At 72.3% G+C, this 22,998-nt stretch carries 22 protein-coding genes and 2 pseudogenes; 16 read left to right on the forward strand and 8 right to left on the reverse strand.

Annotated elements, in window-relative coordinates:
- From OTB16_RS33835 to OTB16_RS33845, 3 genes and pseudogenes are all read left to right on the forward strand, one after another.
- A pseudogene (locus tag OTB16_RS33835) lies at positions 1-111 on the forward strand (IS630 family transposase); the annotation flags it as partial.
- A 119-nt stretch (positions 112-230) separates the two neighbouring features.
- Positions 231-770, forward strand: a complete 540-nt coding sequence (locus OTB16_RS33840; protein WP_267726022.1) for an ArsR/SmtB family transcription factor — start codon at positions 231-233, stop codon at positions 768-770.
- Entirely contained in the window at positions 767-2,062 is a 1,296-nt protein-coding gene (locus tag OTB16_RS33845) for an MFS transporter (protein WP_267726024.1), read from the forward strand. Before OTB16_RS33840 ends, OTB16_RS33845 begins: the two co-directional genes overlap by 4 nt.
- 429 nt (positions 2,063-2,491) lie before the next feature.
- On the opposite strand, the gene OTB16_RS33850 is transcribed toward OTB16_RS33845, so the two are convergent.
- Together OTB16_RS33850 and OTB16_RS33855 are read right to left on the reverse strand one after the other, a co-directional pair.
- Positions 2,492-2,917: a hypothetical protein gene (locus OTB16_RS33850; protein ID WP_267726026.1), complete on the reverse strand. Its 426-nt coding sequence runs from the start codon at positions 2,915-2,917 to the stop codon at positions 2,492-2,494.
- Positions 2,918-2,992: 75 nt separating this feature from the next.
- The gene (locus OTB16_RS33855; protein ID WP_267726028.1) at positions 2,993-3,433 is read right to left on the reverse strand and encodes an NUDIX hydrolase; all 441 of its coding nucleotides are present in this window, start codon (positions 3,431-3,433) and stop codon (positions 2,993-2,995) included.
- A 201-nt stretch (positions 3,434-3,634) separates the two neighbouring features.
- Between OTB16_RS33855 and OTB16_RS33860 the strand changes: the two genes are divergently transcribed.
- On the forward strand, positions 3,635-4,438 hold the full coding sequence (locus tag OTB16_RS33860; RefSeq protein ID WP_267726030.1) for a hypothetical protein: 804 nt from the start codon (positions 3,635-3,637) through the stop codon (positions 4,436-4,438).
- 1,050 nt (positions 4,439-5,488) lie between these two features.
- Positions 5,489-5,815 (forward strand): annotated as a pseudogene (locus tag OTB16_RS33865) (MerR family transcriptional regulator); the annotation flags it as partial.
- 50 nt (positions 5,816-5,865) lie between these two features.
- Here OTB16_RS33865 and OTB16_RS33870 read toward each other — a convergent pair.
- Positions 5,866-6,027, reverse strand: a complete 162-nt coding sequence (locus OTB16_RS33870; RefSeq protein WP_267726032.1) for a hydrophobic protein — start codon at positions 6,025-6,027, stop codon at positions 5,866-5,868.
- Between the two features lie 307 nt (positions 6,028-6,334).
- On the opposite strand from OTB16_RS33870, the gene OTB16_RS33875 reads away from it, so the two are divergent.
- From OTB16_RS33875 to OTB16_RS33905, 7 genes are all read left to right on the forward strand, one after another.
- Positions 6,335-6,712 carry a hypothetical protein gene (locus OTB16_RS33875; RefSeq protein ID WP_267726034.1) on the forward strand — a complete coding sequence of 126 codons (378 nt, stop codon included), beginning with the start codon at positions 6,335-6,337 and terminating at the stop codon, positions 6,710-6,712.
- Between the two features lie 99 nt (positions 6,713-6,811).
- Complete coding sequence (gene secD, locus OTB16_RS33880; protein ID WP_267726036.1) at positions 6,812-9,160, forward strand: protein translocase subunit SecD; 2,349 nt, start codon at positions 6,812-6,814, stop codon at positions 9,158-9,160.
- 409 nt (positions 9,161-9,569) lie between these two features.
- Positions 9,570-10,517, forward strand: coding sequence for an LLM class F420-dependent oxidoreductase (locus tag OTB16_RS33885; RefSeq protein WP_267726038.1), 948 nt, complete (start codon positions 9,570-9,572; stop codon positions 10,515-10,517).
- A 39-nt stretch (positions 10,518-10,556) separates the two neighbouring features.
- Complete coding sequence (locus OTB16_RS33890) at positions 10,557-11,342, forward strand: SDR family NAD(P)-dependent oxidoreductase (protein WP_267726040.1); 786 nt, start codon at positions 10,557-10,559, stop codon at positions 11,340-11,342.
- 118 nt (positions 11,343-11,460) lie between these two features.
- The gene (locus OTB16_RS33895) at positions 11,461-12,582 is read left to right on the forward strand and encodes an LLM class flavin-dependent oxidoreductase (protein WP_267726041.1); all 1,122 of its coding nucleotides are present in this window, start codon (positions 11,461-11,463) and stop codon (positions 12,580-12,582) included.
- A 100-nt stretch (positions 12,583-12,682) separates the two neighbouring features.
- Positions 12,683-14,509, forward strand: coding sequence for an N-acyl-D-amino-acid deacylase family protein (locus OTB16_RS33900; RefSeq protein WP_267726043.1), 1,827 nt, complete (start codon positions 12,683-12,685; stop codon positions 14,507-14,509).
- The gene (locus OTB16_RS33905) at positions 14,506-15,987 is read left to right on the forward strand and encodes an aldehyde dehydrogenase family protein (protein WP_267726044.1); all 1,482 of its coding nucleotides are present in this window, start codon (positions 14,506-14,508) and stop codon (positions 15,985-15,987) included. The genes OTB16_RS33900 and OTB16_RS33905 overlap by 4 nt, the downstream gene beginning before the upstream one ends.
- A 113-nt stretch (positions 15,988-16,100) precedes the next feature.
- On the opposite strand, the gene OTB16_RS33910 is transcribed toward OTB16_RS33905, so the two are convergent.
- Positions 16,101-17,192, reverse strand: coding sequence for a DNA alkylation repair protein (locus tag OTB16_RS33910; protein WP_267726046.1), 1,092 nt, complete (start codon positions 17,190-17,192; stop codon positions 16,101-16,103).
- Positions 17,193-17,463: 271 nt separating this feature from the next.
- Between OTB16_RS33910 and OTB16_RS33915 the strand changes: the two genes are divergently transcribed.
- The 3 genes from OTB16_RS33915 to OTB16_RS33925 all read left to right on the forward strand — a co-directional run bounded on the left by OTB16_RS33915 (position 17,464) and on the right by OTB16_RS33925 (position 19,891).
- Entirely contained in the window at positions 17,464-19,023 is a 1,560-nt protein-coding gene (locus OTB16_RS33915; RefSeq protein WP_267726048.1) for an APC family permease, read from the forward strand.
- Between the two features lie 295 nt (positions 19,024-19,318).
- Positions 19,319-19,522 (forward strand): excisionase family DNA-binding protein, encoded by a 204-nt coding sequence (locus OTB16_RS33920; RefSeq protein WP_267726049.1) that lies wholly within the window; start codon positions 19,319-19,321, stop codon positions 19,520-19,522.
- Positions 19,523-19,606: 84 nt separating this feature from the next.
- Positions 19,607-19,891 carry a hypothetical protein gene (locus OTB16_RS33925; protein WP_267726051.1) on the forward strand — a complete coding sequence of 95 codons (285 nt, stop codon included), beginning with the start codon at positions 19,607-19,609 and terminating at the stop codon, positions 19,889-19,891.
- Between the two features lie 45 nt (positions 19,892-19,936).
- Here the strand turns inward: OTB16_RS33925 and OTB16_RS33930 are convergent, their stop codons facing one another.
- From OTB16_RS33930 to OTB16_RS33940, 3 genes are read right to left on the reverse strand one after another with little or no spacing between them, the layout of a single operon-like run.
- On the reverse strand, positions 19,937-20,338 hold the full coding sequence (locus OTB16_RS33930) for a VOC family protein (protein WP_267726052.1): 402 nt from the start codon (positions 20,336-20,338) through the stop codon (positions 19,937-19,939).
- A gap of 34 nt (positions 20,339-20,372) precedes the next feature.
- Positions 20,373-20,624 carry a DUF397 domain-containing protein gene (locus OTB16_RS33935; protein WP_267726054.1) on the reverse strand — a complete coding sequence of 84 codons (252 nt, stop codon included), beginning with the start codon at positions 20,622-20,624 and terminating at the stop codon, positions 20,373-20,375.
- Positions 20,621-21,451 carry a helix-turn-helix domain-containing protein gene (locus tag OTB16_RS33940; RefSeq protein ID WP_267726107.1) on the reverse strand — a complete coding sequence of 277 codons (831 nt, stop codon included), beginning with the start codon at positions 21,449-21,451 and terminating at the stop codon, positions 20,621-20,623. The genes OTB16_RS33935 and OTB16_RS33940 overlap by 4 nt, the downstream gene beginning before the upstream one ends.
- Before the next feature lie 135 nt (positions 21,452-21,586).
- On the opposite strand from OTB16_RS33940, the gene OTB16_RS33945 reads away from it, so the two are divergent.
- Positions 21,587-22,093 (forward strand): ATP-binding protein, encoded by a 507-nt coding sequence (locus OTB16_RS33945; RefSeq protein WP_267726055.1) that lies wholly within the window; start codon positions 21,587-21,589, stop codon positions 22,091-22,093.
- A 41-nt stretch (positions 22,094-22,134) separates the two neighbouring features.
- Here the strand turns inward: OTB16_RS33945 and OTB16_RS33950 are convergent, their stop codons facing one another.
- Entirely contained in the window at positions 22,135-22,995 is an 861-nt protein-coding gene (locus OTB16_RS33950; RefSeq protein WP_267726057.1) for a TIGR03619 family F420-dependent LLM class oxidoreductase, read from the reverse strand.
- Between the last annotated feature and the right edge of the window lie 3 nt (positions 22,996-22,998).

Genomic DNA, 22,998 nt, shown 5'->3' on the forward strand with positions numbered 1-22,998 from the left:
CTCGAAGCACTCGTCCGCAACCGCCTCAAGCGCCTGCAATACCGGCCACACACCCTCGACGGCTTCATAGCCGGCACCGGCCTCACCCTCGACGAACCAACGTCACCTTGAAGAGCCGAAGTCAGTAGTGGTCGGCTCCTGAAGTTCTTCGGGGGTTGACGCGAGGTCAGGCGGATGCGGCTTGACAAAATCCCCTTGCGCAATGGTCAAGAAACGTTGACCATTGGGGCATGCCTACCGATGATCTTCCCGAGACGTTCCACGTCACCACTGACGAGCAGCTACGCGCCGTTTCCAATCTCACGCGTCACCGCATCATGGCCGTGCTCCGCTTCGAGCCCGCGACGATTACGCAGATCGCCGAGCGGGTGGGCCTCGCGAAGGGGAGTTCCAGCTACCACGTACGACTGCTCGAACGGGCCGGCCTGGTAAAGGTGGTACGAACGCGGAAGGTCCGGGGGGTCACCGAGCGGTACTACGCCATGGCCGCGCGGTCGATCGAGCTGCCGGATCCGGGCGAGGGAGGGCCGGACATGCTGATGCGGCATGCGGTGGCGGACCTGGAGGCGTCCCCGGCGGATGGCGAGCGGCACGTACGGATGGCGCATCTGCGGCTCACCGACGAGCAGTTCGCGGAGCTGGGGGCGCGACTGGAGGCACTGGCAGACGAGTACCGGGAGCTGTCCGATCCGTCGCTGCCGGACGCGTCACTCGTCTTCGCACTGTTCCACCCGGCACAGCGCGCGCAGGCCGAAGGGGACGCCAAGTGACTTCGGACGTTCGTAAGTTGCCGACCGGGTTCGGACGGCTGTGGACTGCGCAGACGGTGTCCTCGCTCGGTGACGGGGTGTCGCATGCCGCACTGCCGCTGCTCGCCTTGACGTTGACGCGGGATCCGATGGCACTCGCCGTCGTCACGGCCGCCGGCACGCTGCCGTGGCTGCTCTTCGGGGTGCTCGGCGGTGCGCTGGTGGACCGCTGGGACCGTCGGCGCACGATGTGGGTCACGGACGCGGCGCGTGCGGTGCTGCTCGCGATACCGGCGGCAGCGGCAGCGCTCGACGTGCTGAGCATTCCGCTGCTCGCGGCCGTCGCCTTCCTGCTCGGCCTCGGCGGACTCTTCTTCGACACGGCCGCCACGGCCTATCTGCCGGATCTGCTCGGCCGCGACCCCGCGCTCCTGGAGCGCGCCAACTCCCGCCTGCGCGGCACCCAGACCGCCGCGTCCGGCTTCGTGGGGCCGCCTGTGGGCAGTGCCCTGCTCGCGCTCGGGCGGGCGCTTCCGCTGCTCGCCGACGCGGTGTCGTTCGCGCTCTCCGCAGCGCTCGTACGGTCGCTGCCTGCCGTACCCCGGCCCGTACCCCAGGCCCGCGAGTCGCTGCTGCGGCAGGCCCGGGCCGGCGCCTCGTACGTCTTCCGGGATCGGTTGCTGCTCGGGCTCGCGCTGCGTCCGGCGGTCGGGAACATCGCCTTCCTCGCCGTGGAGACCGTACTCGCCCTCTTCGCGCACGACCGTCTCGGCATCGGCACCTTCGGCTTCGGCCTGCTCCTCACCGCGGAGGCCACCGGCGGTCTGCTCGGCGCGGGCATCGCCTCCTTCCTCGGCCGACGGCTCGGCACCGGCACCGCCCTGACCTGCACGGCCGCAGTCGAGGGGCTCGCCATCCTGGGCCTTGCCGCCGCCCCGAACCCCTACGTCGCCGGCCTAGCGCTCGCCGTCTGCGGAGCGGGCATGGGCGCCACGATGGTGCTCGCCCCCTCCCTCCGACAGACGATCGTCCCCGCCCACCTGATGGGCCGGGTCGCCTCCACCTCCCGCATGCTCGCCATGTGCGCCGCCCCGTTCGGCGCCTTCCTCGGCGGCTGGCTGGCCACCACCTACGACGTACGCACCCCGCTCTACACTGCCGCCGGCCTCCTCCTCACCATGACCGCCGTCACCGCGACCATGACCAGCAACCGCCGGGTTGAGGCAGCACTCCGGGGCGCTGCCCGGGCCGACCGCCCAGGGCACCTTGAATCCACGGATCCCGTGCGGGAGGGCGCACCCCAATCGTTGTGACGCTTTCGCAGAAGGTGTTACGAAAGTTTCGGGTGGAGGTCGACCGGCAGGACGTCGCCAGCGCCACTGCTCCGGCCGCTGCCGGGAGGCCCGCAGGGGCGAAGCACAGCGGGAGCAGGAGCAGGAGCGGGAGGAGGCCGAGGGCGAGGAAAACGGCGGCCAATACCTCACCGCGCTACGCAACCCGGGCCTGGTCAGCGCCGACCGCTTCGCCCTCCACGCCCGCACCGCTGCAGCCGAAGCCCTACTCCAAGCGTCCTCTGCCTGAGACTTGGTCAACCTCCGAAGGATTTCCGGAGCCGACCACTTAGGTGTGTTGCCCCGGGCCGGCGTGCCCTCAGGCCCCGGGCCGGCGTGCCCTCAGGCCCCGGGCCGGCGTGCCCTCAGGCCCCGGGCCGGCGTGCCCTCAGGCCCCGGGCCGGCGTGCCCTCAGGCCCCGGGCCGGTGGCCGGCCCGGCCTCCTGCGGGGCTCGCGGTGACCCGGCTGTCCGGCTGGGCTGCCCGGCCGCCCGGTTCGGCCCGGCTGTCAGGCTCGGCGCCGGCGCCCGATCCGGCCCCGGCGGCCTGCGCGGCCCCGGCGGCCTCCGGTTCCGCGTCGGGCCGTACGTGCAGGAAGGCGGTCCGCGCCTGCGTCCGGGCGGCCAGGGCGTGCTTGCGGCGGCGGCGCCCGGTCAGCCACGCGCAGCCGAGCCCGGCCCCGGTCAGGAACAGCGCCCCGCCCGACGCCCAGCCGGAGAACAGCGCGACCGCCACGGTCCCGGCATGGGCCACGACCCGGCCCTCGACGCCGGCGAGGGGCGCGGGCCCGTTGTCGGCGAACTGGGAGCCCCAGGCCTTCGTCCGGTTGTCCGCCACGCGTGCCCCTCCCGCCGAACCTGTGCGCAGGCACTGTACGGGTGCCCCGGGCGGCCGTCGGCAGGGGTACCGGGCTCAGGCCAGCAGCCCCAGGTGGACCGGCTGCGCGGGGGTGTCCGCGAGGAGGTCCGGGAGGCGCGGGGGCCACAGCGGTTCGCCGAGGGCGGCGAGGCGCTGCGGGGAGAGCCACTGCCAGTGGATGCCGGGGGACTCCAGCACCGGCTCGCGCCGCGGGCCGGTGGTGACGTAGATGTGCTCGTGCTGGCGGACCGGTATGCCCTGGTGCGTGAAGTCGTGCTCCCACGTGCACAGCAGCCGACCGGGCGTCAGGTCGGTCCACCCGGTCTCCTCGCGCAGCTCCCGCAGCACGCAGTCCTCGGGGCTCTCGCCCGGGTCGATCCCGCCGCCCGGCGGCAGCCAGTGGATGCCGACCTCGACGTTGTTCTCCCGGAAGAGGAACACCGATCCGGACGGGGACACGATGACAACGCGTGCTGCGTGGCGGGGAGTTCGCATCAGATCATCGTACGCCGCCCCCCGGCCCCCCCGGCTGGCCCGCCCCGGGCCCCGGCCCCGCCCTCTGCGGCCGCCCCGCGGCCCGCTCCGGGACCCAGCCGGAGGGCGGGCTGACGGTCCGGGTCCGCTTCCCCGGGTTCCGCGTGCCGCGGGTGCGGCGGTTCAGCGCCGCTGAAGACCGGCTGCTGTACGGTCGGTTCAATGAGCAAGCACGCCCGGGCCCGCTCCCGCCGACCCCGTACGTCCCGCGCCTCCCGCCGGGTGGTGCTGGCCGCCACCCTCGGTCTGGTGGCCTCCGGGGCCTGCTGGGTCTACCTCGCCCAGGGCCCGGACAAGGCGGCCGCAGCGGCCACCACCCGTTCGGACGCCCGCCCGCAGGCCGCCGGCCGCGCCGCGCGCGACGCCCAGCGGGACCTCCTCCAGGGCCTGTCCGGGATCAGCGAGGAGACCCGCAAGCGCATCCCGGCCGAGTCCCGCCAGCTCATCCTGGTCACCGGCAAGGCCCGCGACTCCTCGGAGTCGACGGCCGCCCTGTACACCCGTCCGGCGGCCGGCGCCGACTGGGTCCGTGCCGAGAGCTGGCCGGCCCGCAACGGCGCCAGGGGCTGGTCCACGGACCGCGCGTACGGCGATCTGACGTCCCCGCAGGGCGTCTTCGCGCTCACCGACGCGGGCGGCCTGCTGGCGGCCCCGGCCGGCACCCGCCTCCCGTACGACAAGGACGCCTCCTTCGTCGCGTCGGGCCGCGGGGTGAACGGCGAGTCCCTGGCCGGCTCCTTCGACTACGTGGTCGCGATCGACTTCAACCGCGAACCGGGCAACTCGCCGCTGGACCCGGCCAAGCCGGAGGGTGAGGAGAAGGGCGGCAACATCTGGCTCCACGTGGATCACGACGGCCCCTCCCAGGGCTGCGTCGGCATCCCCAAGGACGCCATGAAGAAGGTCCTGGAGACCCTCGACCCGGCGGCGAAGCCGTTCATCGTGATGGGGCCGGAAGGCTTCTGACCGGGTTTGGTCCGGCGGAGGCCCGCCGCCCGGCCCCGGGGCGGCAGCGCCCCGGCGGCGGCCCGCTCCCGCTCGACCACCACGAGCGCCGGCGCGCCCCCGGGCAGCAGGCCCCCGGCGGAAGCCGCCGTCCCCGCCCACGGGCAGTGGGCGCAGGGCGTACGCCGTCCGGACCCGCTGCGAAAACCCGGCACCGGGCTTCTGGCCTGCGGCTCGGCCCGTCCCTCACCCCGCCGGCTGTGCCCACTCGCTGCTCCCTGCGCCTGCCGTCGGCGGATCCCGGGCGGCCGGTGCCTGGTGGTGTTCGTTTTCCTCATGGGATCTCGCTCGAAAACCTGTGATGGCCGGAGTAGACATTGGGCGGTGGTGTGGTTATGGTTTCTCTCGTAGCCCAGAGAGACCGCAGGGCCTGGCAGGGACGAACTGCCGGGCAGTGGTAAAGGCAGTACCCGTATGACGGTGCGGTGGTGGAGTGTCGAAGCCAGGTTTGTTCAGGTCGGCGACGGGACTGATCACCGGACCGGGCGGCCCGCAGTCATCAGGGGCCACCGCGAGCAGTTGACGCAGTGATGCAGTACCCGCAGTTCGCAGTACCCGGCAGTACCTCGGTCAGGGCGCCGAAGGCAGGCGTCCGCGCCGGGAGGTTCGGCAGTGGGGTTCCAAGCCAGTGCAGGTGCAGGACGGGCGACGGGGCTGGCTGCCGGAGGCGTGGCGCTGAGTCAGGCCGCGAGCAGTACGAGCAGTTCGCATCACCAGCAGTATCAGCAGTTCCCCGTGGTAAGCAGTTGATCATCCGAGGGATGAACGGAGGGATTGAGCGCCATCAGGATCGCCCGGACGCGACACGAGGTCCGGGTACCGCAGGACATCGTTTGTGAGGTGGTCTCCGGTCGAGCAACCGCGATCCCCGCACCCCCGACGAAGCTCAGGTCGGGTAGGCGGGTAAGTAGGCCGGCGCAGTATCAGGGCCGGCAGATGGTGTAGCAGTTCCTTCGGGGCCCTGGTGCCATAGGCGCCAGGGCCCCTCCGCATGCTCCACCGGTAGGTGAGATGACCGCAGGCGACACGCTCGACCGTCTCGACGACGACGATTTCCCCGCCTACACGATGGGCCGGGCCGCCGACATGCTCGGCACCACCCAGAGGGCCCTGCGCGCGATCGGCGACGCCCGCCTGATCACCCCGCTGCGCTCCGCCGACGGGCACCGGCGCTACTCCCGTTACCAGCCGCGGATCGCGGCCCGCGCCCGCGAGCTCGTCGACCAGGGCGCCCCCGTCGAGGCCGCCTGCCGGATCGTCATCCTCGAAGACCAACTCCAGGAGGCGACGGCGACGGCGGGCTCGGGTGCGCGGACATGCCGGTGGCCTGGACCCCCGATCGGGACGGGGTACAGGCCACCGGCATGCTGCGTTGGTGTGGTGTACGGCTACCAGCGGTACCAGCGGCCGCTGCTGCCCTTGGGGCGGGCGACGAAGCCGACCAGCCACAGGACCAGGACGGCGATGGCGACCCACCAGAGAATCTTCACCGCGAAACCCGCGCCGAAGAGGATCAGTGCCAGCAGAAGAACGAGAAGCAGGGGAACCATAGTTATCAACCTCCGAGGCACCGTGTGCCCGACCCCGCCCCCACCATGCACGTGATCTTATTTGTTTCTTATCAGGGCAGGCGGGCACAAGCGCCCGCCTGTTCAGGCGTGGTCGGGCTCGGGGGACCAAGGCGACGGCGCGGGGCCGCGGTCGGCGGCGAACCGGCCGGATTTCGCACTGTTGCCGACGTTCTTCGGCTTCCGGAGAACCGCCGAGGAACACGGAACGGATCGGGGCGCCCCGTACGTTGAGCAGGGCGGGGCCACGCCGTGCGCACCCGGCGAGCACGGAGGGGATGGGGGGCGCGTGCCGCAACAGAGCCGCTCCGCGCGCCTGGCCGCGTCCGCGCTGACCCTCGTCGTCACCGTCCTCGCGCTGTTCGTCCCGGTGGCCGGGGCGCAGGGCATGTCCGTGCCCGCCGACAGACCGCTCGCCCACCACGCGGTGGCGGGGCACGCCGGACCAGGGGCAGGACCGGACGACGTTCCGGCGCGGCACGTCGCGGTCATGCACCGACCTGACGCCCACATCCCGGGCCCGCCGCCTGCGGGACCCGCGCGTACGGCCGTCGACACGGCCCCGCGCCGCGCCCTGGGCGGGCCCGACACGGGTCCCGCCACCGCACTCGCGCCGCCGCCCGGGCCGGCCGAGTCCGCCTCCCCGCGCGGCCCGCCCCACCGATGAGCACGCAGACCGTCATCGACGCCTGACCCTTCTGACCCGGCGCACACCGCGCGGGTCCGGTCACGCGTCCCTCCGTCCTGCCCCCATCGTGGAGTACGCATGTCTCGCTCACCCTTGTCCCGCCCACCCCTGTGGAGGGCGGTCGTCGCGCTGGCAGCCGTCGCGCTGTCCCTCTACATCGCCCTCACCCAGTCCGCCCGCCTCGGCCTCGATCTGCGCGGCGGCACCCAGATCGTCCTGGAGACCCGGGACTCGCCCACCGTCAAGGCCGACGCCGCATCCACCGACCGCGCTCTGGAGGTCCTCAGGCAGCGCGTCGACGCCCTCGGCGTCTCCGAACCCGGCATCGCCCGCTCCGGCGAGAAACGGATCATCGTCGAACTGCCCGGAGTGCAGGACCCGCGCAAGGCCGCCGAGGTCATCGGCCGCACCGCACAGCTCACGGTCCACCCGGTGACGGGGGCGACGGCCGACAAGGGCTCCGCGCAGCCCGAGGCCGACGGATCGCGCACCCTGCCCGACCCGGACCAGCCGGGCAACCACCTGAAGCTGGGCCCCACCGCCCTCACCGGCGAGGAGGTCGAGGACGCCGAGGCGCTCCTGGACCAGCAGTCGCTCAGCGGCTGGATGGTCTCCCTCGACTTCCGCAAGAGCGCGGGCGACACCTGGGCGAAGATCACCTCGGACGCGGCCTGCGCGCCTCGGGGCGCTCCGGAACGCCGCGTCGTCATCACCCTCGACAACAAGATCATCTCGGCGCCCGGCGTCACCGCGGACGTGGTGTGCGGGACCGGCATCACCGGCGGCTCCACGCAGATCAGCGGGGGCTTCGGCCGGGCCGAGGCCCGCGAGCTGGCGGCGCTCGTGAAGGGCGGCGCGCTGCCGGTGCCCCTCGACGTCGTGGAGCAGCGCACGGTCGGCCCGACGCTCGGCGCCGACGCGATCGGGGCGAGCACCAAGGCCGCGCTCATCGGCATCGCCCTGACCGCACTGTTCATCACCGTCGTCTACCGGCTCCTCGGCGCGCTCGCCGCCGTGGCCCTCGGGCTGTACGGCCTCATCTCGTACGCCGCTCTGGTGGCGCTCGGCGCGACGCTCACGCTGCCGGGGCTCGCCGGGTTCGTCCTGGCGATCGGCATGGCGGTGGACGCGAACGTCCTGGTCTTCGAACGGGCCAGGGAGGAGTACCTGGGTGTCCGTTCGAAGGACTTGGCGAAGCCGGTGAAGACCGGCTTCGCGAAGGCGTGGAGCGCGGTGATCGACTCGAACGTGACGACGCTGCTCGCCGCGGGATTGCTGTTCTTCTTCGCCACGGGCCCGGTCAAGGGCTTCGGGGTCACCCTGTGCATCGGCGTCCTGGCATCGATGCTCACGGCGCTCGTGATCACCCGCACGCTCGCGGACTTCGCCGTCGCCCGCAGCTTCGTACGCAAGCGCCCCGGTCTGACGGGCATCGCCTCGACGGGCCGGGTCCGCACATGGCTGTCCCGCCGCAACCCGAACCTGGTCCGCCACCGTCGCCGGTGGCTCGGCGCGAGCGCACTCCTGGTGGCGGTGGCCGTCGCAGGAGTCCTCATCCGCGGCCTGGACTTCGGCGTGGAGTTCACCGGCGGCCGCCTCGTCGAGTACAGCACCGGCAGATCCGTCGACGCGGACACGGCCCGGAACGCCGTGTCCGACGCGGGGTTCCCGCGCGCGGTGGTGCAGGAGTCCGGCGACGGCGGCATCACCGTACGCACGGAGAAGCTCACCGACGACGAACAGCAGCGCGTCAAGGCGGCCTTGGAGGAGCCCGGCGGAACCGTCACGGTGGAGCGTGACGAACAGATCGGCCCGAGCCTCGGCAGCGAACTGCGCCACAAGGCGCTCCTGGCCCTGGGCATCGCGGTGGCCGCCCAGCTGATCTACCTCAGCGTGCGGTTCCGCTGGACCCTGGCGGCAGCGGCGGTCTCTGCGATGGTCCACGACGTCCTCCTCGTGGTGGGCCTGTTCGCCTGGCTGGGCAGGCCGGTGGACAGCGTCTTCCTGGCGGCGCTGCTCACGGTGATCGGCTACTCCGTGAACGACACGGTGGTCGTCTTCGACCGCGTCCGCGAAGCGCGCCGCCGAGACCCCCGAGGCGACCTGGAGAAAACGGCCAACCACGCGGTGGTCCAGACGCTCCCGCGCACGGTGAACACGGGTATGGGAGCCCTGTTCATCCTGACCGCACTGGCGGTACTGGGCGGCGACTCGCTGGCGGACTTCTCCGTGGCGCTGATCGCGGGCGTCCTGGTCGGCATCGCCTCGACCGTCTTCACCGCGGTCCCGATCGCGATCGCCCTGGAACACCGCAACCCGACACCCCCTCCGGCGCGGGACCGTCGCGCCGCGAAGGAAGTCCCCGACGGCTACGGCAGCCCGTTGGAGGCGCGGAGGAAGGAGAGGGGGACGGGGGCGGTCGTCTGAACCCGCGCGGGCGGTCCTGAGGCCGAGGGCCGCCTCCCTCACACGCCGACCGGGCCTCCGCGGAGCGGCAACCGCGGCCACGCTCCGTGGAGGCCCGGTCGCCGCGATGCCCGGGGAAGCGGCACCTCTGTCACCCCCATGACCGTCCGGCGCCGGCTGCGCGACGACGACGTCGACGGTGCGCTGCTGGAGGCCCGACGCGCTCGGGGGTTACATCGGCGAGAACAGCGGCCGGCCCGTGCCCCGTGGGAAGAGGCTCAAGACCCGGTTCGCCCGGCGCGAACGCGGGATCGGGCCACCGCGGTCGGACGTACCCCTTGCCTGACGGGCCGTCAGCTACGACGATGGCCCGGCACCGACAGCACGGACGGGTGCGCGAATCGGCAGACGAAGGCGAGGCGGGTCCGGCATGGCGCGCGTGTTTCCGGAAGGTCGGCTGGTCTACGGGATGCAGCTCCCGATCCAGTCGCAGAGCACCATCTACGCCGAACCCTGGGAGGCGTCGGCCACCGCCGCCGACCTCGCCGAGGTGGCCCGGGCCGCCGACCGGGCCGGCTTCGGGTACCTGGCCACCTGCGACCACGTGGCCATCCCGCGGCGGCTCGCGGGACCCATGAGCACCGTCTGGTACGACCCGGTCGCCACCCTCTCCTTCCTTGCCGGGATCACCGGGCACGTGCGCCTGCTCAGCCACGTCGCGATCCTCGGCCTGCGCCACCCCCTGATCAGCGCCAAGCAGTACGCCACGCTCGACCACCTCTCCGGCGGCCGGCTGATCCTCGGGGTGGGCGCCGGGCACGTCCAGGAGGAGTTCGAGGTCCTCGGCGTGGACTTCGCGCGCCGCGGCGCCGTCCTCGACGAGACCCTGGAGGCGCTGCGGGTGGCGCTCGGGCCGGAGGAGTACCCCGAGTTCGAGGGCGAGCTGTTCTCGTTCAAGGACCTCGGCCAGCTGCCCCGCCCGGTGCAGCGGCGGATCCCCGTCTGGGTCGGCGGCTCCTCGGGCCCCGCCGTGCGCCGGGCCGCCGTACGCGGCGACGGCTGGCTCCCGCAGGGCGACCCGCGCCACGCGCTGCCGGGGCAGATCGCCCGTATCCGGGAGCTGCGCGCCGCGGCGGGGGTCGCGGAGCCGATCGAGATCGGCGCGATCACCGAGGCGCTGTACGTCGGCGAACCCGGCTGGGAGACCGGCCGCCGGACCCTGACCGGCAAGGCGCAGGCGCTCGCCGAGTCCCTGCGGGAGTACAAGGCGCTCGGCGTGGACCAGATCCAGGTCCGCTTCCGCAGCCGCGACCGGGCCGAACTGACGGACCAGATCGCCGCGTTCGGCGCCGACGTCGCACCGCACCTCAACGACTAGAGACACCCCTAGTGCCCCGACGACCAGGGAGACACCGGCATGGGCAAGCTTGACGGGCGCGTCGTGATCATCACCGGCGCGGCGCGCGGCCAGGGCGAGCAGGAGGCCCGCCTGTTCGCCGCCGAGGGCGCCAAGGTGCTGCTCGGCGACGTACTGGACGACCAGGGCGCGGCCGTGGCCAAGGAGATCGGCGAAGGCCGGGCCCGGTACGTACGGATGGACGTGAGCCGGGAGGAGGACTGGGCGGCCGCCATCGCCGTCGCCAAGGAGGCCTTCGGCCCGGTCGACGGGCTGGTCAACAACGCGGGCATCCTGCGCTTCAACGAGCTGACCGGCACCCCGCTGGAGGAGTTCCGGCAGGTGGTCGAGGTCAACCAGGTGGGCGCCTTCCTCGGCATCAAGTCGGTGGCCCCGGAGATCGAGGCGGCCGGCGGCGGCACGATCGTCAACACCTCCTCGTACACCGGGCTGACGGGCATGGCGTACGTGGGCGCCTACGCGGCGACCAAGGCGGCGATCCTGGGGCTGACGCGCGTCGCCGCGATGGAGCTGGCGGGCAAGGGGATCCGGGTCAACGCGATGTGCCCGGGTGCGGTGGACACCCCGATGGCCAACCCGGGGCTGCTGGACCCGGCCGGGATCACCGACGAGGCCCGGGAGGCGATGGCCGAGCTGTACCGGCGGGTCGTGCCGATGGGGCGGGTCGGGCGGCCGGACGAGGTCGCGAAGCTGGCCCTGTTCCTGACCTCCGAGGACTCCTCGTACATCACCGGTCAGCCGTTCGTCATCGACGGCGGCTGGATGGCCGGCGTCAGCATCGCCTGAGGCCCGGCGGCCGCAATATCTGATGGAGCGTCAGGTATTGACGCTCCGGCCCCGGCGGTGGAACAGTCGGGGCATCAAATCTGACGGAACGTCAGAAACTAAAGGACGGTGAACCCCCTTGGAATTCGGGCTCTTCGTGCAGGGATACGTGGCCGAGTCACGGTCCAAGGTCGACCCCGAGGCAGAGCACAAGGCGCTGATCGAGGAGACCGAGTACGTCATCCAGGCCGACAAGTCGGGCTTCAAGTACGCCTGGGCCTCCGAGCACCACTTCCTGGAGGAGTACTCGCACCTCTCGGCGAACGAGGTCTTCCTCGGGTACCTGGCCCACGCCACCGAGCGCATCCACCTCGGCTCCGGCATCTTCAACCCCCTCGCCCCGGTGAACCACCCGGTGAAGGTGGCGGAGAAGGTCGCCATGCTCGACCACCTCTCCAAGGGCCGCTTCGAGTTCGGCACCGGGCGCGGTGCGGGCAGCCACGAGATCCTCGGCTTCCTCCCGGGCATCGAGGACATGAACGGCACCAAGGAGATCTGGGAGGAGACCATCGCGGAGTTCCCCAAGATGTTCCTCCAGGAGGAGTACGAGGGGTTCCAGGGCAAGCACTGGTCCCTGCCGCCGCGCAAGATCTTCCCCAAGCCGTACGGCAAGGCCCACCCGGCCATGTGGTACGCCGCCGGGTCCCCCTCCTCGTACGCGATGGCGGCGAAGAAGGGCCTGGGCGTGCTGGGCTTCAGCGTGCAGAAGGTCTCCGACATGGAGTGGGTGCTGGAGCAGTACAAGACGGCCATCCAGGAGGCGAAGGCCATCGGCGCCTTCGTCAACGACAACGTCATGGTCACCTCCACCGCGATCTGCGCCGAGACCCACGACAAGGCGGTGGAGATCGCCGTCAACGCCAACATGAACCGCTTCCAGTCGCTGGTCTTCCGCTACCACGACACCTTCCCGCGGCCCGAGGCGATCCCGCAGTGGCCCGAGCTGCTGCCCGAGTACAACGCGGAGATCATCGAGCTGCTGATCGCCGAGGAGCTGATGATCTGCGGCGACCCGTCCGAGGTGCGCGCCCAGTGCAAGCGGTGGGAGCAGGCCGGCGCCGACCAGCTGTCCTTCGGACTGCCGACCGGGGTCTCGCCGCAGGACACGCTCACCACCATCAAGCTCATCGGCGAGCACGTCATCCCGCACATCGACACGGACCCGGTCCACCGCACGACCCGCTTCCGCCAGGCCGTCTGACCCGGCGGGGGAACAGGGACGGCGTCTTCCCGGACCGCCGTCCCGCAGCGGCCCCGGCCGGGCGGCCCCGGCCGGGGCACGCGGGGGCTCCGCCCTGCGGGTGCGGCGCCGCCGCGGCTCCGCCCCCGGTCCGGGGCGCAGCCCCCAGGGCACGGCCCGCACCGCGAACTCCGGCAGAAGGGACGTCATGCTCGACCACCTGATCAAGGGCGCGACCGTCGTCGACGGGACCGGCGCGCCCGCCCGCGTCGCCGACGTCGGCATCCGGGACGGCCGGATCGTCGCCATCGGCGACCCCGGCACCGTCACCGAAGAGGCCCGTACCGGCGAGGACGCCACGGGCCTCGTCCTGACGCCCGGCTTCGTCGACCCCCACACCCACTACGACGCCCAGCTGTTCTGGGACCCGTACGCCACCCCCTCCATGAACCACGGCGTCACCACCGTCGCCGGAGGCAACTGCGGCTTCACCCTGGCACCCCTGCACCCGGACCGCCCCGAGGACGCCGACTACACCCGCCGCATGATGAGCAAGGTCGAGGGGATGGCCCTCAAGGCCCTCGAGGAGGGCGTCGACTGGAGCTGGTCCACCTTCGGCGAGTACCTCGACGCGCTCGACGGCCGCATCGCCGTGAACGCCGGCTTCATGGTCGGCCACTGCGCCCTGCGCCGCCACGTGATGGGCGAGGCGGCCGTCGGCGGACAGCCCACCCCCGAGCAGCTGGACGAGATGCTCGCCCTCTTCCACGACGCCATGAACGCCGGCGCCTGGGGCCTGTCCACCACCCAGTCCTCCACCCACTCCGACGGCGCCGGCTCCCCGGTCGCCTCCCGGCACGCGAAGCCGGAGGAGCTGCTCGCCCTGTCCCGGGCCGTCTCCGAGCACGAGGGCACCCAGCTCGAAGCCATCGTCGCCGGCTGCCTCGACCAGTTCTCCGACGACGAGATCGACCTCTTCGTCGACATGAGCGCCGCCGCCGGCCGGCCCCTGAACTGGAACGTCCTCACCATCGACGCCTCCGTCCCCGAGCGCGTCCCGCGTCAGCTGATCCCCAGCGAACGCGCCCGCGAGGCCGGCGGCCGGATCGTCGCGCTCACCATGCCGATCCTCACCCCCATGAACATGTCGCTCGGCACCTTCTGCGCGCTCAACCTCATCCCCGGCTGGGGCGAGGTCCTCTCCCTGCCCGTCCCCGAACGGATCGAGAAGCTCCGCGACGCGGACGTACGGGAGGAGATGCTGCGCCGCGCCGACAGCAAGGAGGCCGGCGTCTTCCGCCGCCTCGCCCGCTTCGGGCGGTACGTCATCGGCGACACGTACAGCAAGGAGAACGAGGGACTCTCCGGCCGGGTCGTCGACGACATCGCCGCCGAGCGCGGCCAGGACGCCTTCCACTGCCTGGTCGAGATCTGCGCCAACGACGACCTGCGCACCGTCCTGTGGCCGATGCCCACCGACAACGACCCGGCCAGCTGGGCCCTGCGCCAGGAGACCTGGCAGCACGAGGACGTCATGCTCGGCGGGTCCGACGCGGGCGCGCACCTGGACCGCATGTGCGGGGCGCCGTACACCACGCGCTTCCTCGGCGACTGCCTGCGCGGGCGCCGGCTCGTCCCGCTGGAGCAGGCGGTGAAGATGCTCACCGACGACCCGGCCCAGCTGTTCGGGCTGCGCGAGCGCGGCCGGATCGCCGAGGGCTACCACGCCGACCTGGTCCTCTTCGACCCGGAGCGGATCGAGGCCGGCCCGGCGACGCTCGTCCACGACCTGCCGGGCGACAGCCCGCGCCTGGACGCGCGGGCCATCGGCATCGTGTCCGTACGGGTCAACGGGGTGGAGACCATCCGCGACGACGAGGTGACGGGCGCGATCCCCGGGATCGTGCTCCGCTCGGGCCGGGACACCAGGACGGTGAGCACCCGGTGAGCACCCACCAGCCCGGCGGCCCCCAGCGGCTCTACATCGGCGGCCAGTGGGTGGAGCCCGACGGTGGCCACTACGAGGTGGTCAACCCGGCCGACGAGTCGGTGGTCGGGCTCGCACCCGAGGCCTCCCGCGGCCAGGCCGAGGAGGCGGCGCGGGCCGCGGCCGACGCGTTCGCGTCCTGGTCCCGTACGGCGCCCGAGGAGCGGGCGGCGATCCTGGACCGGGCCGCCGACATCATCCAGCGGGAGTACGAGCCGTGGTCCGAGCTGGCCCGCGCGGAGACGGGCGCGCCGACCGGGATCGCCCGCGGCATGCAGGTCGGCGTGGGGGTCGCCCGCTTCCGGCGGTATGCGAAGGGCGCCCTGGAACCGGTCGAGCGGGGCCTGCCCCCGCAGGTGACGGACGCCGGACCGATGGGGCGGGCGAGCGTGCTGGGCGCGCTGGAGGTGCGCCAGCCGGTCGGTGTGGTCAGCTGCATCACCTCGTACAACAACCCGTGGGCGAACCCGGCGGGCAAGGTGGCGCCGGCCCTGGCCATGGGCAACACGGTGGTGGTCAAGCCCGCCCCGCAGGACCCGCTGTCGGTGTTCCGGATGGCGCAGGCGCTTCACGAGGCCGGAGTCCCGGCGGGCGTGGTGAACGTGGTCTCGGGCACCTCGGTCGAGGTGGGCGAGGCGGCGGTGGACTCGCCCCACGTCGACATGGTGTCCTTCACCGGCTCCACGGGCGTCGGGCAGCGCATCGCCGAGGTGTGCGGCCGGACGATGAAGCGGCAGCTGATGGAGCTCGGCGGCAAGGGCGCGGCGATCGTCCTGGAGGACGCCGACCTGGACGCGGCCGTGATGGGCATCGGGACGACGTTCTCCTTCTACTCGGGGCAGATCTGCACGGCCCCGACCCGGGTGATCGCGCACCGGTCGGTCTACGACCGGCTGGTCGAGAAGCTCACCGGCTACCTGACCTTCATGACCGTGGGCGACCCGGCGGAGCACGGCACGGTGGTGGGCCCGGTGATCTCGGCGGCGCACCGCGACCGCGTGGAGTCGTACGTCGAGCTGGGCCGCAAGGAGGGCGCGCGGATCGCGTACGGCGGCGAACGCCCGGTGGTGGGCGGCGGGCGCGGCTTCTACGTGGCGCCGACCCTGCTGGTGGACTGCACGAACGAGATGCGCGTCGTCCGGGAGGAGATCTTCGGCCCGGTGGTCGTGGTCGTCCCCTTCGACGGGGGTGAGGACGAGGCCGTGGCGCTGGCCAACGACAGCGACTTCGGCCTGATCAGCTACGTCTGGTCCGGGGACTCGGCGCGCGCGTTCCGCGTGGCGCGGCGGCTGCGGGCGGGCGGGGTGGGCGTGAACACCATCGGCCGGAACATGGAGGCGCCGTTCGGCGGCTTCAAGCGGTCGGGCGTCGGCCGGGACGTCGGGTCGTACGCCCTGCACGCGTACAGCGAGGTGCAGTCGATCGTCTGGACGGGCTGAGCCCCCGAGCCGGCCCGTGCCGTGGCCCCGCCCCCGCCCCGCCCCGCCGGGGGACGGGGGCGGGGGCACGGCGGGCTGAGGGGCCTGCGGGGGCCTCAGGGGCCTCAGGGGCCTCAGGGGGTGGCGTCGAGGGTGAAGGCGGCCTCGCCCCGCACCCGGCCGTTGACCTGGAGCTGCACCAGGTGTTCGCCGGAGTGGTAGCGGCGGGTGGTGATCGGTTTGAAGGAGTGCCGCTTGGTGCCGGTGAGGGTCTCGCCGGGGGCCATGCCGCGGGTGGTGAGCTTGAAGACCTTCGGGGTGCGGGCGCCGTTGGCCTTGACGTGGTGGACCACGTAGTCGACGACCAGTTCGGCGGGGAACGCTCCGGTGTGGGTGACGGCGTAGTCGAAGACCAGGTACCCGCCGACGGCGACGTGCGGGGTGGTGACCACGGGGCCGCTCACCGTGACCTCGACGTCGGGGGAGTGGCCGAGCAGGGTGAGCGCGTCGGGCCGGCCGGCCTTGACCAGCGTGCGCAGGCCGTGCCGGACGACGCGATCCGTCGTGGCGGCGGGGTCGGTGCGCCACTTCGCGGCGATCTCCACGGCGAGCGCGGGATGGTCGCGGCTGATGTCGTTGAGGTGGTTGGCCACGGAGCGGCGCACGTACTCGGACTCGTCGCGGTGCAGGTCGTCCAGTACGGGCACGGCCGGCCGGGGGTCGGCGATGAACGCGGGCAGCTGCGGCGCCCACGGCAGGCGCGGCCGGGTGCCCTCGCTGGCGAGGCGCCGCACGTGCGGGTCGGGGTCCCCGGTCCAGCCCCGGACCACGGCGAGGGCGCGGGCGGGATCGGCGCGCAGGAAGGGGCGTACGGCGGATTCGGCGGTCAGCCGGGGGGTGAGGTCGCGCAGCAGCGCGAGGCCCGGCTCGAAGGCCGCGAGCCCGCGGACGCCGACGGCCTCGTTGACGGGGAACGTCATCCAGCCGGCGAAACCGGGGTCCTCCAGGGCGGTGCGCAGGACGGCCTCGAAGGCGGGCCAGTCGTCCGGCAGGTCGGCGAGGACGGCGTCGCGGACGGCGGTGACGCGGCCGCTGAAGGCGAGCCCGCCGAGCGTCGCGGCGCGGGCGCGGAGCGCCGGGGAGTCGGGTCTGCGGGCCGCGCGGGCGAGCAACCGGGCCAGGTTACTGACGGTATCCGCGCTGAGGAGCTCGTCGGCTGTGGGCATGGGGCCAGTCTGGCGGACGGGGCCCGGGTTTCGGGGCCCTTCAAATTGGCACGGGAAAGTTTTGAATGGTGCAAAACGGACACAGCTGCGGTTTCCGCATGCCGGAAGCTTCGCCCCTGGGCCTTCCGAACCGCGAATGGATGCCTGAGTGAACCTTGTATTACGGGAGTGTGAACGCGATCGGTGTCGGAATTCCAAGGACTTTAGCCCTGTGAAGTACCGGACTTAAGAGCTCCGTATGAGGAAACCGCACCCTCTAACGTCCTGTCCCATGACTCAGCTGGATGTCCGGCCTCAGGTCGGAGACACGGTAAGCGGCGTCGCCGAGGGCGATGTTCGCGGCAAGGGCCTCGGCAAGGGGTCCGTCGGACTGGTGGGAAGCGCCGTCATCGGCATCTCCACCGTCGCCCCCGTTTACTGCCTGACCTCGACCCTCGGCTCAACCGCCGGCGAGGTCGGCGTTCAGATGCCGGCGGTCTTCCTCGCCGGCTTCCTCCCGATGCTCCTGGTGGCCTTCGCCTACCGCGAGCTCAACAAGGCCATGCCGGACTGCGGCACCTCCTTCACCTGGACCGTCAAGGCATTCGGCCCGCGGATCGGCTGGATGTGCGGCTGGGGCCTGGTGATCGCCACGATCATCGTGCTCTCCAACCTGGCCGGCGTCGCCACCTCCTACTTCTGGCTGCTGGCGGGCGAGATCACCGGCAACGCGTCGATCACCGCCCTCGACGACAACAAGTTCGTCCACATCGCCACCTGCCTCACCCTGATCGCCGTCGCGACCGCCATCAGCTACCGCGGCATGACCGCCACCAAGGGCGTCCAGTACGCCCTGGTCGGCCTCCAGCTCGTCGTGCTCGCCCTCTTCGTCGCGATGGCCTTCCAGAAGGCCTCCGCCGGCAGCTTCGACACCGGCCTGGACTTCTCCTGGTCCTGGATGAACCCCTTCGCGGTCGAGTCCATGGCGGCCTTCACCGCCGGACTCTCGCTCTCGATCTTCATGTACTGGGGCTGGGACGCCTGCCTGGCGACCAACGAGGAGACCACCGGCTCCACCAAGACCCCCGGCCGCGCCTCGCTGATCGCGATGGTCGTCCTCGTCGGCTCCTACCTGGCCACCGGCATCGCCGCCCAGATGGCCGTCGGCTCCGGCGACAGCGGCCTCGGCCTCGGCAACCCGGAGACCTCCGACAACGTCTTCGCCGCCCTCGCCGGCCCGGTCATGGGCCCGATGCTCGGCATCCTGCTCTTCGTCGCGGTCCTGGCCTCCGCCACCGCGTCCCTCCAGACCACCTTCATCCCGGTGGCCCGCACGGTCCTCGCCATGTCGACGTACGAGGCCCTGCCGCCCTCGTACGCCAAGGTCCACCCGAAGTTCAAGACCCCGGGCCGCGCCACCGTCATGGCGGGCATCGCGACCGGCGCCTTCTACACCGTGATGACCCTGCTCAGCGAGAACGTCCTCACCGACACGATCTTCGCGCTCGGCCTGATGATCTGCTTCTACTACTCGCTGACCGCCTTCGCCTGCGCCTGGTACTTCCGCGGCGAACTGCGCCGCTCCGCCCGCGACCTGTTCTTCAAGGGCGTCTTCCCGGTCCTCGGCGGCCTGCTGCTCGCGGCGGTCTTCTGCAAGACCCTGATCGACATGTGGGACCCGTCCTACGGATCCGGCTCCACCGTCCTCGGAGTCGGCAGCGTCTTCGTCATCGGCGTCGGCCTGCTGGCCCTCGGCCTGGTCATCATGTTCGTCACCGAACGCCGCAGCCCCGCCTTCTTCCGCGGCGAGGTCCTGACGAAGTCCACCCCGGCCCTGGCCGTCAAGGACTGACCCCACCCGCCCCGCCTCGCGGCCGAGTCACCGCCGAGACGCCTCCCCGGCCCCGGATCGCCCCGATCCGGGGCCGCGGCCGTTACGTACGCCTTCGCCTGCGGGGAACGGCCGGCGAGTGGCAGGGTTGGGATCGCACCGCGATCCCCGTCGCCGAGCAGAAGGGCACACCGTGAGCCAGCGCCAAGGGCGCCGCCCGCTGGGACGACCTCGTCGAGGAGTTCCACTTCTCCGCTGCCGAGCGGGCCGAGATCGACCGCGGTGCGGCGGAGATGATCGCGGCGGTCCGGCCGAGGTGGCGGAAGTGCTGGGGCTGTCCCGGCGGTTCACGGTTCGCCTGCTGGACTCGGGCGCCATCCCGTCGGACCGTCTGCCGGACGGCCGACATCACCTCGTACGGCTCGCCGATGTCCTTGCCTTCCAGGAGCGGCGCAACCGCCGAAGGGAAGGACGCCGACGCATCGCCGAAGCTGCGGAAGAGGCCGGGCTGCCGTACTGAGGCCCGGCCGAGGCCGGTGTGAGCCATTCGCGGAATGCGGGGGCGACCGGTGACCCGGGGAGCGGGCGGGTCGTTGGGCGGGGCATGAACGTCATGAAGCGCACCCTGTCCGCCCTGGTCCTCACCGGCGGCGCCGCCCTCGCCCTCACCCCCGTCGCCGCCCACGCCGCCGATGAGCCCGCCGTCCAGGGGCCGCCGATCACGCAGCGCGTCACCGACATCGTCGACCACCCCGGACAGGCGATCCAGGACACGAAGACGGCCGTCGAGGTGACCGGCTCCGCGGCCGGGTCCGCCACGGGCGCCATGGACAGCTCCCTCTCCGGCGCCCTCGGCGCGGGCCTCCCGAAGCCCCCCAAGGTCGGCTGACCGCCCTACGGGAATGCCGGCCGGCCGGGAGGGGGGGCTGACGTCCTAGCCCCAGGTGCGGGAGCACAGCACGAGGCGGTACCCGTCCGGGTCGGCGACGGTGACGCCGTGCTCGTCCCAGTACGGGTTGTGCGAGGCGACGCGGGTCCCGCCGTGCTCCACGAGCCGCCGCACGAGGGCCTCGTCGGGCGCCTCGCCCAGGTACACCACGAACAGGTCGTCCACGGTGGGCGCGGGAACCACCGGCTCCTCCGCGTCCCGGGTCAGCTCGAAGTGCCACCCGCCCCCGGCGGGCCCGACCATCAGCAGGTCGTGTTCCCCGGGGCCGCTGTCGGCGCTGCGCCACTGCACGTCGAGCCCGAGCCCCCGCACGTAGAACCGCTCGGCGGCGTCGAGGTCGAGGGACGGGCGGGCTACGCGGATGTGGGTACCGGAACTCACGATCATGGGGGAAGCGTAGGGCGCCCGCGCCCCGGCCGGCTCAGCCCTTCCCGGGCGCGACCCCGCTGACGAAGGCGGCCCAGGCGCGGGGGGCGACCGCCAGCTCGGGACCCGCCGTCACCTTGGAGTCCCGGACGTGGACGGCACCGGCGCAGGCGGCGACCTCGACGCAGCTGTCGCCCTGGCTGCCGCTGTACGTGGACTTGTGCCAGGAGAGGGCGACCTCGACGCAGTCGTCGCCCTCGCTGCCGCTGTAGCTGCTCTTGAACCACCGCAGAGAGGTGCTGTTCACAGGGAGCCTCGCATTCGCATCAACAGGCCGGCGCTGTCCGCCGGATTGAGGGCCTGGATGCGAAGTTTGGCATACCGCTGGTGGAGGAGGCTGATGTCTTTCGGGTCGGAAATCACTATCCCTGACTGCTGTCCCTCGCTGTACCCCAGCCATTCGTGTTCGTTGGTCTCCAGGAGTTGGAAGGGGCCGTCCGTCCCCGCGTGTACGGGCTGGACCAGCGGCATGATCTGGACGTCGACGTTCGGCAGCGCACCGCACGCCAGGAGCCGGTCGATCAGCTCCCGTGTGACGTCCGTGCCGCCCGTCCGCCGCTCGATCAGCGCCTGCTCGATGATGAAGCTGAACAGGACGTACGGCGTGCGGAGCAGCAGCTTCTGACGTTCTGTGCGGGCCGCGATCCGGGCGTCGGCTTCCTCCGGGGTAGCCAGGGGCGGAACGTTGTCGATCAGCGCCCGCGCGTACGGCTCCGGCTGGAGCAGACCCGGTACGGACCGGCACTCGTACGTGTTGAGGGTGACCGCGCCCTCCTCCAGCTCCGCCCACCGCCGGAACCAGGACGCCAGCCCGCGCCGCCGCGTCAGCTGCTTCGCAGCGATGCCGATGACGCCGAAGGTGTCGAGGACCGCCTCCGTCTTGTTCACGAACTTCTGCGACGGGTGGCGGCGGCCCTGCTCCACCGAGCCGACGTACTGGACCGAGTAGCCGATCAGCGGCGCCAGCTGCTCCTGTGTCAGGCCCGCGCGTTTGCGCGAGGCCTTGACCGTCTCCCCGAAGGAGCGCAGGTTGTCATCGGGCTCGACCTCGTCGTCACCGCTGTCGTCGGTCATCACCATGGCGGTCACCTCCCCGACAGGAATGTTCACGCACCGTGACTCCGCGTGTCCAGCGGGTGGACTCGTACAGTTGGTTTGTACGAGTTCCGGTGTTGTTGAACGACCCTGTCCACGCGGGACGTTGGTCGCATGACCGCACCCTTCGGGCCGTCAGAGGCCCTCGCACGTCTGTTCACTCAGCGTTTCAGCGCCACCCGCCGCGGTGCCCGCCTCGCGCGCATGCTCGCCCTCCACGAGCTGTACGAGTGGGGGTTCCCGGCCTCCACCCCGCTCGCCGCCGATGCCGGGCTGCTCATCGGGGAGCTGGCCGCCAACGCCGTCCTGCACGGCCGGGTTCCCGGGCGGGACTTCGAGCTGCGGCTGATCCTGCTGGACGCCGTGCTGCGGATCGAGGTGTCCGACGCGCGGGCCGACCGGCGGCCCGCCGTGGGGCCGTACGCCGACCAGGCCGAGTCCGGGCACGGGCTGCGCATCGTGGAGGCCCTCGCGGCCGGCTGGGGGGTCGTGGACCGGCTGGTCGGCAAGACGGTCTGGGCCGAACTGCCGCTCGCGGGCCGGTCAGCCGGTCAGGAACGGCCGCCGGGCGGCGGTCACGACCCGGCGCGGGTGGACGGGGCGCAGGCGCCGACCAGGTAGGCGGGGGGTTCGGGCCGGACCGCGCGTCCGCCCGGGACGGGTCAGAGGTACTGCGCGAACGAGTCCAGGGTGCGCAGGATCTCCGGTTCGGGCGCCGAGGGGAGTTGCAGGACGACCTCCTCAATGCCGAGTTCGGCGTAGTGGCCGATCTTGCCGGGGCTCGGCTGGACGGCGTACGGGACCACCTGGAGGGACTTGGGGTCGCGCCCGGCGGTCTCCCAGACCTGGCGCAGCACCGGGAGCGACTCGGTGAGGCCGCCGCCGCCGATCGGGAGCCAGCCGTCGGCGTGGTCGGCGATGGCGGCGAAGAGCTTCGGACCGGCCTGGCCGCCGATCAGGGTCCGGGGGCCGTACAGGGGGACCCCGGGGGCCAGTTCGCGGGGCGCCTGCACCGGCTTCGGGTGGGCGGCGCTGGCCCGGACGGAGGAGAACGCGCCGACGTACGCCGTGGGGTCGGGCGCCCACAGGGCGCGCATCAGGGCCATCCGGTCCCGGACCAGGTCGCGTCGGGTGCGCCACTCGACGCCGTGGTCGGCGGCCTCCTCGACGTTCCAGCCGTAGCCGATGCCGAGGGTGACGCGGCCGCCGGAGAGGTGGTCGAGGGTGGCCACCTGCTTGGCGAGGCCGATCGGGTCGTGCTGGGCGACCAGGGTGATGCCGGTGCCGAGGTGGAGCCGCTCGGTGACGGCGGAGGCCTGGCCGAGGGCCACGAAGGGGTCCAGGGTGCGCCCGTACATCTCGGGTAGCTCGCCGCCCATGGGCGCGGGGGTCTCCCGGGCGGCCGGGATGTGGGTGTGCTCCGGGAGGTAGAGGCCGGAGAACCCGCGCTCCTCCAGAGTGCGGGCGAGGCGGACGGGCGAGATGGTGCGGTCGGTGAGGAAGACGGTCGTGGCGATCCGCATGGG

Origin of the sequence: Streptomyces antarcticus (assembly GCF_026627255.1) — a bacterium.
Taxonomy (GTDB): Bacteria; Actinomycetota; Actinomycetes; order Streptomycetales; family Streptomycetaceae; genus Streptomyces; species Streptomyces antarcticus.